Below are 13,389 nucleotides of genomic sequence, written 5' to 3'. Positions count from 1 at the left end.
AACCACCATGTCCACCACCCTGCGCATCAACGGCAAAGCCGTCTCCGTCGCCGCCGAACCCGACACCCCGCTGCTGTGGGTGCTGCGCGGCGAGCTGCACATGAACGGCACCAAGTTTGGCTGCGGCATGGCGCTGTGCGGCGCCTGCACCGTGCACCTGAACGGCGAGCCCGTGCGCGCCTGCATCACGCCGCTGTCGGCCGTGGGTGGCGCCGACGTGACCACCATCGAGGGCCTGCAGGGCCCCGAAGCCACCGCCCTGCGCGCGGCGTGGACGGCGGTGGACGTGGCGCAATGTGGCTACTGCCAGAGCGGGCAGCTCATGTCGGCCTGCGCACTGCTCAAGAAGACCGCCAAACCCAGCGATGCAGACATCGATGCCGCAATGTCGGGCAATGCTTGCCGCTGCGGTACGTATCCGCGCATCCGGGCGGCCATCCACCAGGCGGCCCAGGCACCGCGCCAAGGCTAGAGATCCTCTCTAGATCCCGCCGCCCAGGTCCAGCTGCGTCGGTGCAGCCATGCTTCCGTCATCGGTCTGCGCATCCGCGACATACACGGCGTTGCGCCCTGTGCCCTTGGCCTGGTAGAGGGCCTTGTCGGCGCGGTTCACGAGTTCTTCAAAGTCGAGTCCCGAGCCTTTGTACAGGGTGGCCACCCCGATGCTGACGGTGACCGCCACATCCTGCCCCGCGTCGCCCACGGCCACCCGCAGGGCCTCAACGTCCTGGCGCAGCGTTTCGGCCACGCGCAGTGCGCTCGGGCCATCGGTCTCCGGCAGCACAATGACAAACTCCTCGCCACCAAACCGCGCCACGATGTCTACGCCGTTGCGCTTGCGCACGGCACAGGCCTGGGCCACGGCGCAGATCACGCGGTCGCCCGCGAGGTGGCCATAGGCGTCGTTGACCGCCTTGAACAGGTCGATGTCCACCACCAGCAGCGACAGCGGGTGGCCAAAACGCTCGGTGCGCTTGTACTCCTTGGCGCCCAGCTCCATCAGCGTGCGGCGGTTGGACAGGCCGGTGAGCGAGTCGTTGGCGGCCAGCCGCTCCAGCGCGGTGTTGAGCTGCTGCAGCAGGCGGTTCTGCTCGGTAAGCTGCTGGTTGATCTGGGCGATCTCGGTCTCGCGGCACTTGCGGTCGTGGATGTTGAACGTGACCCCAATCAGGCGCTTGCCCGGCGTGGCGCTGTGGCCGTCCATGATGCGGCCGTAGTTCGCAAACCAGACCCATTCACCGCTTTTGGAGCGCAGCCGAAATTCGCAGCGGTACTGCGGCGTGACGCCCGTCAAATGGTCGGCCACCGCCTGGCGCACGGCGTCGATGTCGTCGGGGTGGAACAGGCCGTAGATGTCCTGCACGCCCGAGACGATTTCCTCTTCGGTAAACCCCAGCTCCTCGAAAGTCTTGGTGGCCTTGCGCGTGACGTTGCCCGTGATGAGATCGTTCTCCCACAGGTCCAGCCCGGCAGCCTCCAGGGCCAGTTCCAGCCGCTCCTTGTTCAGGTCTACTTCACCCATACCCGTGGCCATTTTTCACAGCGTTCCGTTTCGTTCAGATATCTTGCGCCAGGCGCCAGGCTTCGGGTTTTTGTCTTGCACCCAGGTTCAGGCCGGGGGCATGCCACCTGCGTAGCCAATGTTGCGCAGCAGCGCCGCAAACGACGCCACCACGCCGGGGGTGTTGTAGAGCTGGGGAGCCGTCTGCACCGCGATCACGCTCACCATATTGCCGGTGCTGCGGCCCGAGGCGGCATCGAAATACTGGGCCAGGTCGTCGCTGGCGTTCGAGAACCCGCGCCCCGTGCTCTCGGAGTAGTAGCAGATCGAGTCGGGCGCAATGATGTCGGGGGTGGTGCTGGCCGCCGAATACATGATCAGGTTCTCGTTGAGGTTGTAGAGGTAATGCGTTTCGGTGCTCTGGGCCGGGTCCGGTGCATTGTCCAGCCGGATGATGCCCGAGTCCAGTGACGCACTGGAGGTGGACTGCGTGACCGAGGTGATGTAGAAGTTGCTGACCACGGCACGCGCGGCGCGGCCGGTGATCTCCTCTATGCCCGCCGCCACCGCCTGGGTGCTCAACGGCGTGACGGCCTGCAAGAGCTGCAGGCCCAGCTGGCGCGCCTGCTCCAGCGTGCCCGGGATGTAGCTGCCCGACAACGCAAACTGGTTGCCAGCGTTCGAAGGCCACATGGCAATGCCCGAATACCCGCCAAAACCGCCCACCACCCCACCCGCCAGTGACTCGATGCCCGACGCCGTGGCGGAGCCCAGCACCGCATATTCCGCCGCCACGAGCGTGGACGCATCGCTGGCCAGCACGGCGGGGCTGGGCGCTGGCCCGGTGGGGGCAGTGAAAGTGGTCTGGGGTAGTTCGGGCACGGCACGGCCCGCCCCGTCGCCATTGACCACCCAGATGCTGCCGCCCGACATGGCCGCACCGATCAGCGGCACCAGCGAATTGATGGGCCCGATCTCCACCGGAATGAAGGCGCCCGGCTGCATGCCGGTGTACGCCTGCATCACGGCCACGGTGTTGCTGATGGAGTTCTGCACCGCCGTGAGGGTGAGGTTGTCGGCCGCGTCGGGCGAGCCCATGATGGCCAGCACACAGGCGTTGGTGGCGCCGTCGTAGTCCTGCACCTGCACCGTGCCGGTGTAGCCCTGGTCTGCCAGCTGCTGCACGATGGCGCAGGCGTCGTGGTAGCTGCCGCCACCACCGCTGGCCAGCACGGCCGCCCCGGTGGCAATCGCCTGGAAATCGGTCAGACCATAGGAATAGACATTGCCCATCAGGCGCCCCTCTCTGTTGTTGGATGGAAAGCACGATACCCAAGCCGGGTCGAAAGTCAATTGGCGTTGTGCTACCCCCGAACCAGTTGGCGGCGCGCGCCACGGCAGGGCCAACACTCTGGTTTCCGGGGGCGTCATCGCCTATGCTGTGCAACAAGTCGTTTTCTGGCCGACCGCCACACCCCATCATGAGCACCCCCGAAAAACCCTCCGTCTACAGCACCGAAGACCTCTTGATCAGCCTGTGCAACTCCGTCACGCGCGTGCTGGGCGTGGCCACCCACAGCCAGATCCACTACTCCGGCATGGTGCAGCGCATCAGCAAGACCTGCCTGCGGCCCGAAATCGGCTGTTTTGTGCTGTTCGACGGTGGCTTCTCGGGCCTGGTGATCATCAACTTCTCGGGCCAGGCGGCCATGGAGCTGTATGCCAACTACCTGCTGAACATGGGCATGTCCAAGGACGACCTGGTCAGCTCCTATACCTCGGACGAAGTGAGCAACGTGATGGGCGAGTTGATGAACCAGGTGGTGGGCGACTTCACCGGCAAGGTGCGGCGCGAGCTGCAGACCCACATCACCCAGAACCAGCCCAAGATGCTGGTGCTGAACAAGCAGGTGCAGCTCAGCGTGGACGCCAACCTGGACAAGCCCGAAGCCCGGCGCGTGACCTTCTACACCGCCAACAACAACATCTTCTACCTCGAACTGGCGATTGACCGCACCGAGTTCATCAAGCTCTACGACTTCGAGGCCCAGGAAGCCCCGGACCCGGACGCCCTGATGGCCCAGTCGCAGGAAGGCCCCCCGGTGCCCGCGCCACCGCCCGCCGGGCAGGACGACACCGACGCGCTGCTCAAGTCGCTGGGGATGTAAAAAGCAGGAAGCACCAGCGCCAAGGTGCCGTCTATTCAAAATAGATAGCTAAAAACCTTTTACCAGCGCGCGCAGAAGGCCAAAAAAGCTTCAAAAACTCAGAAGATGCGAATGAATCCGGCGTGCCCGAGCAGGCAGCCAAAACGCGCCCGATCCAGGCGCAAAGCGCAGCCATAACTCGGGCTGTGGCGAGCATTGGCTTGCGGCGTGCGGGTGTGTTTTGGCGGGATGAGCGGGCATGGCGGGTTCGTTCACACCTTCTCAGCCCTCGAACTGCGGGTGCAGCTGGCGGATGCGGTTCATCGCCATCCCCGCTGCCGCCGTGCGCGTCTCCACCCCCAGCTTGGCAAACACGCGCTCCAGGTGTTTCTTCACCGTGGCGGGGCTGGCCCCCAAAATGTCGCCGATGTCGCGGTTGATCTTGCCCTTGACGACCCAGTACAGCACCTCGGCCTCGCGCGCGGTGAGCTTGAAGGACAGGCTCATGGATTCGATGATCTTCGCGTCGGACACCTCGCGCATCACGATCAGCCAGTCGCCACCGCCCGCGCTGTCGCCCGCCTGCTGGTGCAGGCGGAAGGTGAGCCTGCGGGCGCCCTGCTCAACCGCCAGGCGCGGGGGCTCGGCCAGCGATGCGGCCAGCAGCTCGGCGGCGTTGTCGGCCAGCACATGGCGGCGCAGCCAGGCCTGCACCGGTTCGGGCGCCCACTGGCCAAAGGCGGTGGGTGTGCCATCTGCGTCCACCTCGCCGAAGTAGCTTTGCAGCAGCTCGCGCGCCAGCGGGGTCTGCCACACGATGCGGCCGTCCACCGCGCGCACGGTGATGCTGGCGTAGCCGAAGGCATCGAGCGCGTTGCGCGCCTCACGCGCCTGGCGCGCATCCTGCCGGGCCTTGCGCGCTGCGCCCAGGTGCACCCCCATGCGCGCCATCACCTCACGCGGCTTGATGGGCTTGGTGACGTAGTCCACGCCACCCGCCTCCAGCGCAGCCACCAGATGTTCGGTTTCGGTGAGGCCGGTCATGAAGATGATGGGGATGTGCGCCGTGGCGGGCGATGCCTTCAGGCGCCGGGCGACTTCAAAGCCGTCCATGCCGGGCATCATGGCATCGAGCAAAACAATGTCGGGCAGCGCCTGCGCGGCGCGCTGCAATGCGGCCTCGCCATGCATGGCCACCAGCACGGTGTAGCCCGACTCATCGAGCGCGTCGTGCAGCACGGCCAGGTTGTCGGGCACGTCGTCCACGATCAGCACCACGTCGCTGTCGCTGCGGTCCAGTGCGGCCAGCGCGGGGGTCGCCGGGGTGGAAGGTGACAAGGTCGCGGTCATGGGGGTGGGGATGGTCGTCACGAGGGGGCCTGCTCCAGGATCTGGCCCATGGCGTCGAACTGGAACTCGCGCGCCATCTGCCGCATGGTGTGGACAAACGCCTGGTGTGCGAGCTGGCTGCGCTCGATCTCGTCCAGGGTGTTGAGGATGCCCCGGTAGTAACCCAGCGCCACGGCCTGGGCCAGCGCGGCCAGGGCCGCAGCGCTGGGGTAGCTCAACGGCTCGGCCGTGGGGAATGCCTGGTGCGGGGACTGCGGTGCTGTGGGCAGCGCCAGCGCATCCCCCTCGTACCACCACTGCAACCCAATGCGGCGCTCCAGCCAGTCCAGCAGCTCGGTGTGGCGCACAGGCTTGACGATGAAGTCCTCGGGGCGGATGTCCACGTCGTTGTCCAGCGCCTTGTCGAAGGCATTGGCGGAGACGATGGCGCACTGGACATTCGGCAGTTGCATCTGCCGCACCCGCCGCAGCGTCTCCCACCCGTCGATGCCGGGCATGGCCAGGTCCATGAAGATGGCATGCGGCCGGTAGCCGGCGGCCAGCAGGTCCAGCGCGTCGTGGCCGCTGGCGGCCTGGCGCAACTCGAAGCCCAGGGGTTCGAGCAGCTGCACCAGCAGCTCGCGGTCGGGTTCTTCGTTGTCCACCACCAGGATGCGGCGGCGCTCGCCCGCGTAGCCCTTGCGCGCCCGCCGGGCCTGCACGGCCACGGGCGCTGCGGCCTTGCCCAGGGCCTCGGCATGCACCTCGGGCAAAAACAGCTTGACCTGGAACACCGAGCCTACGCCGGGTGTGCTGCTCACCGTCAGTTCGCCGCCCATGAGCGCGGTGAGCATCTTGGCGATGGTGAGCCCCAAACCCGCACCGGGAGCCGACGGCGCACCGGCCGAGCCGCCGCGAGCAAACGGCTCGAAGATGTGTTCGATCTCGCCGGGCGTGAGGCCCGGCCCCGTGTCCTGCACCTCGATGCGCGCCATCTCGCGCGCATAGCGCACCCGCAGCGTGACGGTGCCCTGCACGGTGAACTTGACGGCATTGCCCAGCAGGTTGATGAGGATCTGGCGCAGGCGCTTGTCGTCGGCGCGCACGACTTCAGGAATCACCCCCTGCACATCGAACGTGAACGCCAGGCCCTTGGCGGCGGCCTGCAGCTCAAACAAAGCGGCCATCTCATGCAGCCCGTCGGCAAAGCGCATGGGTGCCACATCCAGCGTGAGCTTGCCCGATTCGATGCGTGCGATGTCCAGCGTGCCTTCGATGAGCGAGAGCAAATGCTCGCCACCGCGTCGTATCACATGCACCGCCTGCTTGCGGTGCGGCGGCACGCCCGCGTCCTCGCCCATGAGCTGCGCGTAGCCCAGGATGGAGTTGAGCGGCGTGCGGATCTCGTGACTGATGGCGCTGATGTAGCGGCTCTTGGCCTGGTTAGCATGGTCGGCCAGCGCACGCGCAGCCTCGGCCTGAAGGCGCGCCTGCTCGGCCACACTGCGCGCGGTTTGCAAGGCCTCGTCGGTCTGGCGGTGCAGCTCGATCTCGCGCACCAGGAGGCCCGTCTGGCGGTTGGACTCTTCCTGCGCCACCTGGCGGCTTTTGTGCGCCAGCACCAGCCACCAGGCCACGATGCCGGAGATGACGAGCAGCGCGAGATACGCCTTGAGCAGGCCCGAGCGCAACGCCACCTCCGGGGCAGCTGCCACTTCGGTGTCCGTCATGGCCTGGGCGATGGTGTTCAGCTCCTGGTGGTAGAGCAGCCCCATCACGGCTGCGAGCAGCGGCGCAATCACCAGCATCAGCAACAGAAAGTGGCCCAGGCCTGTGTCCAGGTAGCGCCAGATGGCGCGCGGCAGCACCCAGCGCAGCGCTGCAGACCATTGCACGGCCATGCTCGCATGGGGCTTGCACAGGTCGCCGCAGCGCGCGTCCAGCGTGCAGCACAGCGAGCAGATGGCGCCCCGGTAAGCCGGGCATTGGGCCATGTCGGGCGCCTCGTACTCGCGCTCGCAGATCACGCAGCGCTGCACCGTGAGGCGCTGGTAGCTGCTCAGGTCGGCCGCCCGGGCGCCGGGCACAGGGCCTTGCATGGGCACGGCCACGGGCTCGGGCACTGGATGGCTTTGGCGTGCGATGTAGTACTTGCCCCGCGTGGCCCAGGCGATCAGCGGCGCAGTCACAAAGGCCACGGCCATCGCGATCACGGCCGAGAACGCCTGCGGCAGCGGGCCGAACAGCCCCAGGTGCGCGCTGATGGACAGCACAGACGCCAGCGCCATCGCCCCCACGCCCACCGGGTTGATGTCGTACAGGTGCGCGCGCTTGAACTCGATGCCCTTGGGCGACAGGCCCAGCGGCTTGTTGATGACCAGGTCGGCCACCACCGACATGATCCAGGCGATGGCGATGTTGGAGTACAGCCCCAGCACCTCGCCCATGGCGCGAAACACGTTCATCTCCATCAGCATGAAGGCGATGAGCGTGTTGAACACCACCCACACCACGCGCCCCGGGTGGCTGTGCGTGAGGCGCGAGAAGAAGTTGGACCAGGCCAGCGAGCCTGCGTAAGCGTTGGTCACGTTGATCTTCATCTGCGACACCACCACAAACAGCGCCGTTGCCGCCACCGCCCAGCCGTAGTGCGGGAACACATATTCGTAGGCCACCAGGTACATCTGGTTCGGGTCCACCGCGCGGTCCACCGGCACCATGTGCTTGAGGGCCAGCCAGGCCAGCAGCGCACCGCCCAGCATCTTGAGCACGCCCAGCACCACCCAGCCCGGACCGCCCACCAGCACACCCAGCCACCAGCGCCCGCGCGTGGCAGGCGTGCGGGCGGGCATGAAGCGCAGGTAGTCGGCCTGCTCCCCCATCTGGGTAATGAGCGCAATGCCCACGGTGAGTGCCGCACCAAACAAGGGCAGTTGAAACGTGGCGCCGCGCATCGATTCACCACCATAGTGCACAACCCCATAAAACGCACCAGGATCGCGCATCAGCACGTACACAAACGGCACCACCAGCATCACCAGCCACAGCGGCTGCGTCCACACCTGCAGGCGGCTGATGGCCGACACGCCATGGGTGACCAGCGGAATCACCACAATGGCGCAGATGAGGTAGCCCCAGGTGAGCGGGATGTCGAGCGCCAGCTCCAGCGCGTAGGCCATCACCGCAGCCTCCAGCGCGAAGAAGATGAAGGTGAAGCTCGCGTAGATCAGCGAGGTGAGCGTGGAGCCGATGTAGCCAAAGCCCGCGCCGCGCGTGAGCAGGTCCATGTCCACCCCGTAGCGCGCGGCATACACGCTGATGGGCAGCCCTGCCAGAAAGATGATGAGCCCCGTGGCCACGATGGCCCAGAAGGCGTTGATGAAACCGTACTGCACCAGCAGCGTGGCGCCCACGGCTTCGAGGATCAGGAACGAGGCCGCACCAAACGCGGTGTTCGCCACCCGCCACTCGGACCATTTGCGAAAGCGCTGGGGCGTGTAGCGCAGCGCGTAGTCCTCCATGGTCTCGGTGGCCACCCAGCTGTTGTAGTCGCGCCGGACCTTCACCACCTGCTGCGGTGCCTGGGCGCCGGCATCCGGCCCCAACGCGGGCGCCGATGCCACATCGGGCGGGGCAAGGGAGGCGTTGGAGGGTGGCATGGGCAAAGGGGATGGAAGCCCTTGCAAGTGCAGTTTCCATGCCACCGGCGCCTTCCGCGCCCCGCCAGTGTTCGCCCTCTGGCGTATGGCGGGCACGGGGCTTGCTGCCTATGATGAATCCGTTGCCCTCAGGACCGCCCGGTCAGGACAACCTGCCACACGAGCCCATCCAGCCTTGAATTGAGTAGAACGACATGGAACTGACCCCTCGCGTTCGACCGCCTCGGCGGTCGCGCGAGCTATTGACCCCAGCTTTGAGTGAAACGAAATGGAATTAACTCCTCGCGTTCGACCGCACTGCGGTCGCGCGAGCCATTTACCCCAGCATTGAGTGCAACGATATGGAACTGACCCCTCGCGTTCGGCCGCATCGCGGTCGCGCGAGCCAATGACCCCAGCATTGAGTGAAACGAAATGGAACTGACTCCTCGCGAAAAAGACAAGCTGCTGATCTTCACCGCCGCCCTGCTGGCCGAGCGCCGCAAGGCCCGGGGGCTGAAGCTCAACTACCCCGAGGCCGTGGCCCTGATCAGCGCCGCCGTGATGGAAGGCGCCCGCGACGGCAAGACCGTGGCGCAGCTCATGAGCGAGGGCCGCACCGTGCTGACCCGCGCCGATGTGATGGAGGGCATCGCCGAGATGATCCCGGACATCCAGGTGGAGGCCACCTTCCCCGACGGCACCAAGCTGGTCACCGTGCACCAGCCGATCGTCTGACCCCTTTTCTCCCCCTCTTCTCTCCGTGGAGCCCCCATGCGCATCGCCCTCTCACACCGCCACACAGCCGCTCTTCTTTTCATAGCTGCCAGCGCAATCAGCACAGGCGCCAGCGCCCATACAGGCGCTGAATCCCATATCCACAACAGTTTACTGAGCGGCTTGGCCCACCCGTTGTTCGGCCTGGACCACCTGGCCGCCATGGTGGCCGTGGGGCTGTGGAGCGCCCTGGCCGCGCGCAACGCCGGGCGCGACCTGCTGTGGGGCCCCGTGGGCTTTGCGGCCATGCTGCTGGTGGGCGCCGTGCTGGGCCTGCAAGGTGTGGCGCTGCCTGCGGTGGAGCCGATGATTGCCGCGTCGCTGCTGGTCACGGGCCTGCTGGTCGTGTCGCGCCTGCGTGTGCCCGGCCTGGTGGCGGCGCTGGGTGTAGGCGTGTTCGCCGTGTTCCATGGCGTGGCCCACGGCCATGAGCTGGCGGGCAGCGACAGTGCCTGGCAGACCCTGGCAGGCATGCTGACCGCCACCGTGCTGCTTCACAGCGCGGGCCTCGCGGCAGGCTGGGCACTGCGCCACCGCCATGTGTGGCTGGCCCGCGCTGCAGGTGCAGGTGTTGCGGCGTTTGGTGGCGTGCTGCTGGCGCAAATGGCCTGAGCCTTCCCTCCAAGGAGCCTTCATGATCCCCGGCGAACTCATCACCGAACCCGGCGAGCACGCGCTCAACACCGGCCGCCGCACGCTCACCCTCGTCATGCGCAACACGGGCGACCGCCCCATCCAGGTCGGCTCGCACTACCACTTTGCCGAGACCAACAACGCGCTGGGCTTTGACCGCGCGGCCGCGCGCGGCATGCGGCTGAACATCGCGTCGGGCACGGCGGTGCGCTTCGAGCCCGGCCAGGAGCGCACCGTGGAGCTGGTGGACTATGCGGGCGACCGCCAGGTGTTCGGGTTCCAGGGCCTGACGCAGGGCGCGCTGTAAAAAATCAAGCAAAAACAGCCTCTTGCGCGCGTCCCATAAGCGCCAGAAGCTATCAAAAACAGAGTAACCAGTTCTCGCGGAGCACCCCTCACATGGCAACCATTGGACGACGCGCCTACGCCGAAATGTTCGGCCCCACGGTGGGTGACCGCCTACGCCTGGCCGACACCGACCTCATCCTGGAGGTAGAGGCTGACTACACCCTGCGCGCGGGCAGCTACGGCGAAGAGGTGAAGTTTGGCGGCGGCAAGACCATCCGCGACGGCATGGCGCAAAGCCAGCGCACCAATACGCAGGGCGCAGTGGACACCGTGCTCACCAACGCCCTCATCATCGACCACACCGGCATCGTCAAGGCCGACATTGGCCTGCGCGCGGGCCGCATCGCGGCCATCGGCAAAGCGGGCAACCCCGACGTGCAGCCCGGCGTGGACATCGTCATCGGCCCCGGCACCGAGGTCATCAGCTGCGAAGGCAACATCGTCACCGCCGGCGGCATCGACAGCCACATCCACTTCATCTGCCCGCAGCAGATCGAAGAGGCCCTGGCGAGCGGCGTGACCACCATGCTGGGCGGCGGCACCGGCCCCGCCACGGGCACGCTGGCCACCACCTGCACCTCGGGCCCCTTCAATATGGAGCGCATGCTGCAGGCGGCCGACGCCTTCCCCATGAACCTGGGTTTTCTCGGCAAGGGCAATGCCAGCCTGCCGGACGCGCTGCACGAACAGATCAACGCGGGCGCGATTGGCCTCAAGCTGCACGAAGACTGGGGCACCACGCCGGCAGCCATCAGCAACTGCCTGGACGTGGCCGAGGCCACCGACACACAGGTCGCCATCCACTCCGACACGCTCAACGAATCGGGCTTTGTGGAGAACACCATCGCCGCCGTGGGCGGGCGCGGCATCTGCGCCTTCCACACCGAAGGCGCGGGCGGCGGCCATGCCCCCGACATCCTGCGCGTGGTGGGCGAAGACAACTTCTTGCCATCGTCCACCAACCCCACCATGCCCTACACGCACAACACGCTGGACGAGCATGTGGACATGCTGATGGTGTGCCACCACCTGGACGCGAGCATCGCCGAAGACCTGGCCTTCGCCGAAAGCCGCATCCGCAAGGAGACCATCGCCGCCGAAGACATCCTGCACGACCTGGGCGCCATCAGCATGATGTCCAGCGACAGCCAGGCCATGGGCCGCGTGGGCGAAGTCATCCTGCGCACCTGGCAGACCGCGCACAAGATGAAGGTGCAGCGCGGCAGCCTGCAGGGCGACACGGCCCGCAATGACAACACGCGCATCAAACGATACGTGGCCAAATACACCATCAACCCCGCCATTGCGCACGGCATCGCTCACGAGGTGGGCTCGCTCGAAGTCGGCAAATGGGCCGATATCGTGATCTGGAAGCCCGCGTTCTTCGGCGTGAAGCCCGCGCTCATCCTCAAGGGCGGCCTGATCGCCATGGCGGCGATGGGCGACCCGAACGCCTCCATCCCCACGCCGCAGCCTGTGCACTACCGCCCCATGTTCGGCGCGTTTGGCGGAGCCATTGCCAAGACCTCGCTCACCTTTGTGTCGCAGGCCGGGCTGAACGCAGGCGTTGGCGAACGTTTTGGCCTGCACAAGCAGCTCAGTGCGGTGCGCAACATCCGTGGCGTGCGCAAGCAGCACATGGTGCACAACAGCTACACGCCCAGGATGGAGGTGGACGCACAAACCTACACCGTGCGCGCCGACGGCCAGCTGCTCACCTGCGAGCCCGCCACCGTGCTGCCCATGGCGCAGCGCTACTTCCTGTTCTGAGCAACGCATGGCCGCTATTCCAACCACGCTGCAGATCCGCCTAGACGACCTGAGCGACCCGCGCATCGAAGCCTTCATGCAGGAGCACCTGCAGGACATGTATGCGGTGTCGCCGCCCGAAAGCGTGCACGCGCTGGACATGGACCAGCTGCGCCAGCCCGACATCGCCTTCTGGTCCGCCTGGCTGCCGGGGGCGGATGGCGACATGCTGGTGGGCACAGGCGCGCTCAAGCGGCTGGATGCAGGCCATGCCGAACTCAAGTCTATGCGCACCAGCGCCCGCCACCGGGGGCAAGGCATCGCACGCCAGGTGCTGGACCACCTGCTGCAGGAAGCCCGCGCACGCGGCTTCACCCGCGTGAGCCTGGAGACGGGCCCCCAACCTTTCTTTGAACCCGCGCGCCAGCTGTACTTTCAGCATGACTTTGTCGAATGCGGGCCCTTTGCGGACTACGGCCCGGACCCTTACAGCTTCTTCATGACCCGCCCCGTGTGAGCAGCCCCGTGTGAGCAGCCCCTTGTGAGTAACCCCGCGCTGCCCCACCCGGGCCACAATGCGCGTTTTGCTGACCGAACAGACCTCCATGCTCCAAGCCTCCAAACTCCTCCCCCAGGGCCAAGGCCTGGCCCCCGTGCTGCTCAAGCGCGCCACCACGGTTGAACTGGACTGGGACGTGCGCCAGAAAAGCCGCTTTGCCGCCACCGACTCCGCTGGCCGCGAACTGGGCATCTTCCTGCCGCGCGGCACGCTGGTGCGCGGCGGCGATGTGCTGGTGGCCGAAGACGGCTCCATGGTCCGCGTGATTGCGGCGCCGCAGCCGGTGCTGGTCATCACGCACTGCCAAAGCCACGGCACACCGTTCGACCTGACGCGCGCCGCCTACCACCTGGGCAACCGCCATGTGCCCATCGAGCTGCAGCCCGACCACTTGAAGATCGAGCCCGACCACGTGCTGGCCGACATGCTGCGCGCCATGCACCTGATCGTGACCGAGCAGAACTTGCCCTTTGAGCCCGAAGGTGGGGCCTATGCGGCGGGACACGGCGGGGGGCACCACCACCATGGTGGGCATGACCACGGACATGACCATGGGCACGATCACAGCCACGAGCACAGCCATTCGCACGCACAAACTCCAGCGGTTGCTGCGGCTTCAGCACCCGCCCGGGGCCGCACCGTGTCCATCCCCGTAGTGGCCCAGGGGCATGTGCACGGCCCCCACTGCAACCACGACCACTGAGCCCC

Annotated in this window: 12 protein-coding genes; 8 read left to right on the top strand and 4 right to left on the bottom strand. The window is 66.5% G+C overall.

Annotation, left to right across the window (positions count from 1 at the left end):
- Positions 1–7 precede the first annotated feature (7 nt).
- A complete protein-coding gene (locus tag ACYZGB_RS19135) occupies positions 8–472 on the top strand; it encodes a (2Fe-2S)-binding protein (RefSeq protein ID WP_462390446.1) in 465 nt (154 codons plus the stop codon).
- Positions 473–481: 9 nt separating this feature from the next.
- On the opposite strand, the gene ACYZGB_RS19130 is transcribed toward ACYZGB_RS19135, so the two are convergent.
- Positions 482–1,522: a sensor domain-containing diguanylate cyclase gene (locus ACYZGB_RS19130; RefSeq protein ID WP_462390445.1), complete on the bottom strand. Its 1,041-nt coding sequence runs from the start codon at positions 1,520–1,522 to the stop codon at positions 482–484.
- A gap of 87 nt (positions 1,523–1,609) precedes the next feature.
- Positions 1,610–2,794 carry an S-methyl thiohydantoin desulfurase domain-containing protein gene (locus ACYZGB_RS19125; RefSeq protein WP_462390444.1) on the bottom strand — a complete coding sequence of 395 codons (1,185 nt, stop codon included), beginning with the start codon at positions 2,792–2,794 and terminating at the stop codon, positions 1,610–1,612.
- Positions 2,795–2,982: 188 nt separating this feature from the next.
- Between ACYZGB_RS19125 and ACYZGB_RS19120 the strand changes: the two genes are divergently transcribed.
- Positions 2,983–3,669 carry a DUF3334 family protein gene (locus tag ACYZGB_RS19120; RefSeq protein ID WP_063463065.1) on the top strand — a complete coding sequence of 229 codons (687 nt, stop codon included), beginning with the start codon at positions 2,983–2,985 and terminating at the stop codon, positions 3,667–3,669.
- Between the two features lie 261 nt (positions 3,670–3,930).
- Here ACYZGB_RS19120 and ACYZGB_RS19115 read toward each other — a convergent pair whose 3' ends face one another.
- The gene (locus tag ACYZGB_RS19115; protein ID WP_462390443.1) at positions 3,931–4,998 is read right to left on the bottom strand and encodes a response regulator; all 1,068 of its coding nucleotides are present in this window, start codon (positions 4,996–4,998) and stop codon (positions 3,931–3,933) included.
- Between the two features lie 17 nt (positions 4,999–5,015).
- Positions 5,016–8,636 (bottom strand): hybrid sensor histidine kinase/response regulator, encoded by a 3,621-nt coding sequence (locus ACYZGB_RS19110; RefSeq protein ID WP_462390442.1) that lies wholly within the window; start codon positions 8,634–8,636, stop codon positions 5,016–5,018.
- Between the two features lie 414 nt (positions 8,637–9,050).
- Here ACYZGB_RS19110 and ACYZGB_RS19105 point away from each other — a divergent pair, with 414 nt between their 5' ends.
- The 6 genes from ACYZGB_RS19105 to ureE all read left to right on the top strand — a co-directional run bounded on the left by ACYZGB_RS19105 (position 9,051) and on the right by ureE (position 13,384).
- The gene (locus tag ACYZGB_RS19105) at positions 9,051–9,353 is read left to right on the top strand and encodes an urease subunit gamma (RefSeq protein WP_044397060.1); all 303 of its coding nucleotides are present in this window, start codon (positions 9,051–9,053) and stop codon (positions 9,351–9,353) included.
- Positions 9,354–9,389: 36 nt separating this feature from the next.
- The gene (locus ACYZGB_RS19100) at positions 9,390–10,004 is read left to right on the top strand and encodes a HupE/UreJ family protein (RefSeq protein WP_462390441.1); all 615 of its coding nucleotides are present in this window, start codon (positions 9,390–9,392) and stop codon (positions 10,002–10,004) included.
- A 22-nt stretch (positions 10,005–10,026) separates the two neighbouring features.
- Positions 10,027–10,332, top strand: a complete 306-nt coding sequence (locus tag ACYZGB_RS19095) for an urease subunit beta (protein WP_462390440.1) — start codon at positions 10,027–10,029, stop codon at positions 10,330–10,332.
- A 92-nt stretch (positions 10,333–10,424) separates the two neighbouring features.
- Entirely contained in the window at positions 10,425–12,143 is a 1,719-nt protein-coding gene (gene ureC / locus ACYZGB_RS19090; protein WP_462390439.1) for an urease subunit alpha, read from the top strand.
- 7 nt (positions 12,144–12,150) lie between these two features.
- Positions 12,151–12,639 (top strand): GNAT family N-acetyltransferase, encoded by a 489-nt coding sequence (locus ACYZGB_RS19085; RefSeq protein ID WP_462390438.1) that lies wholly within the window; start codon positions 12,151–12,153, stop codon positions 12,637–12,639.
- Positions 12,640–12,727: 88 nt separating this feature from the next.
- Positions 12,728–13,384, top strand: coding sequence for an urease accessory protein UreE (gene ureE, locus ACYZGB_RS19080; RefSeq protein WP_462390437.1), 657 nt, complete (start codon positions 12,728–12,730; stop codon positions 13,382–13,384).
- Positions 13,385–13,389 lie beyond the last annotated feature (5 nt).

It is taken from the genome of Acidovorax sp. Q11 (assembly GCF_054950075.1).
Note: the sequence above shows the minus strand (reverse complement) of the source record. Positions and strands in the feature narration are given on the sequence as shown.

Coding starts and splice junctions, on each gene's coding strand:
- ACYZGB_RS19135 (WP_462390446.1), top strand. CDS start 8: ATGTCCACCACCCTGCGCATCAACGGCAAAGCCGTCTCCGTCGCCGCC.
- ACYZGB_RS19130 (WP_462390445.1), bottom strand. CDS start 1,522: ATGGGTGAAGTAGACCTGAACAAGGAGCGGCTGGAACTGGCCCTGGAG.
- ACYZGB_RS19125 (WP_462390444.1), bottom strand. CDS start 2,794: ATGGGCAATGTCTATTCCTATGGTCTGACCGATTTCCAGGCGATTGCC.
- ACYZGB_RS19120 (WP_063463065.1), top strand. CDS start 2,983: ATGAGCACCCCCGAAAAACCCTCCGTCTACAGCACCGAAGACCTCTTG.
- ACYZGB_RS19115 (WP_462390443.1), bottom strand. CDS start 4,998: ATGACCGCGACCTTGTCACCTTCCACCCCGGCGACCCCCGCGCTGGCC.
- ACYZGB_RS19110 (WP_462390442.1), bottom strand. CDS start 8,636: ATGCCACCCTCCAACGCCTCCCTTGCCCCGCCCGATGTGGCATCGGCG.
- ACYZGB_RS19105 (WP_044397060.1), top strand. CDS start 9,051: ATGGAACTGACTCCTCGCGAAAAAGACAAGCTGCTGATCTTCACCGCC.
- ACYZGB_RS19100 (WP_462390441.1), top strand. CDS start 9,390: ATGCGCATCGCCCTCTCACACCGCCACACAGCCGCTCTTCTTTTCATA.
- ACYZGB_RS19095 (WP_462390440.1), top strand. CDS start 10,027: ATGATCCCCGGCGAACTCATCACCGAACCCGGCGAGCACGCGCTCAAC.
- ureC (WP_462390439.1), top strand. CDS start 10,425: ATGGCAACCATTGGACGACGCGCCTACGCCGAAATGTTCGGCCCCACG.
- ACYZGB_RS19085 (WP_462390438.1), top strand. CDS start 12,151: ATGGCCGCTATTCCAACCACGCTGCAGATCCGCCTAGACGACCTGAGC.
- ureE (WP_462390437.1), top strand. CDS start 12,728: ATGCTCCAAGCCTCCAAACTCCTCCCCCAGGGCCAAGGCCTGGCCCCC.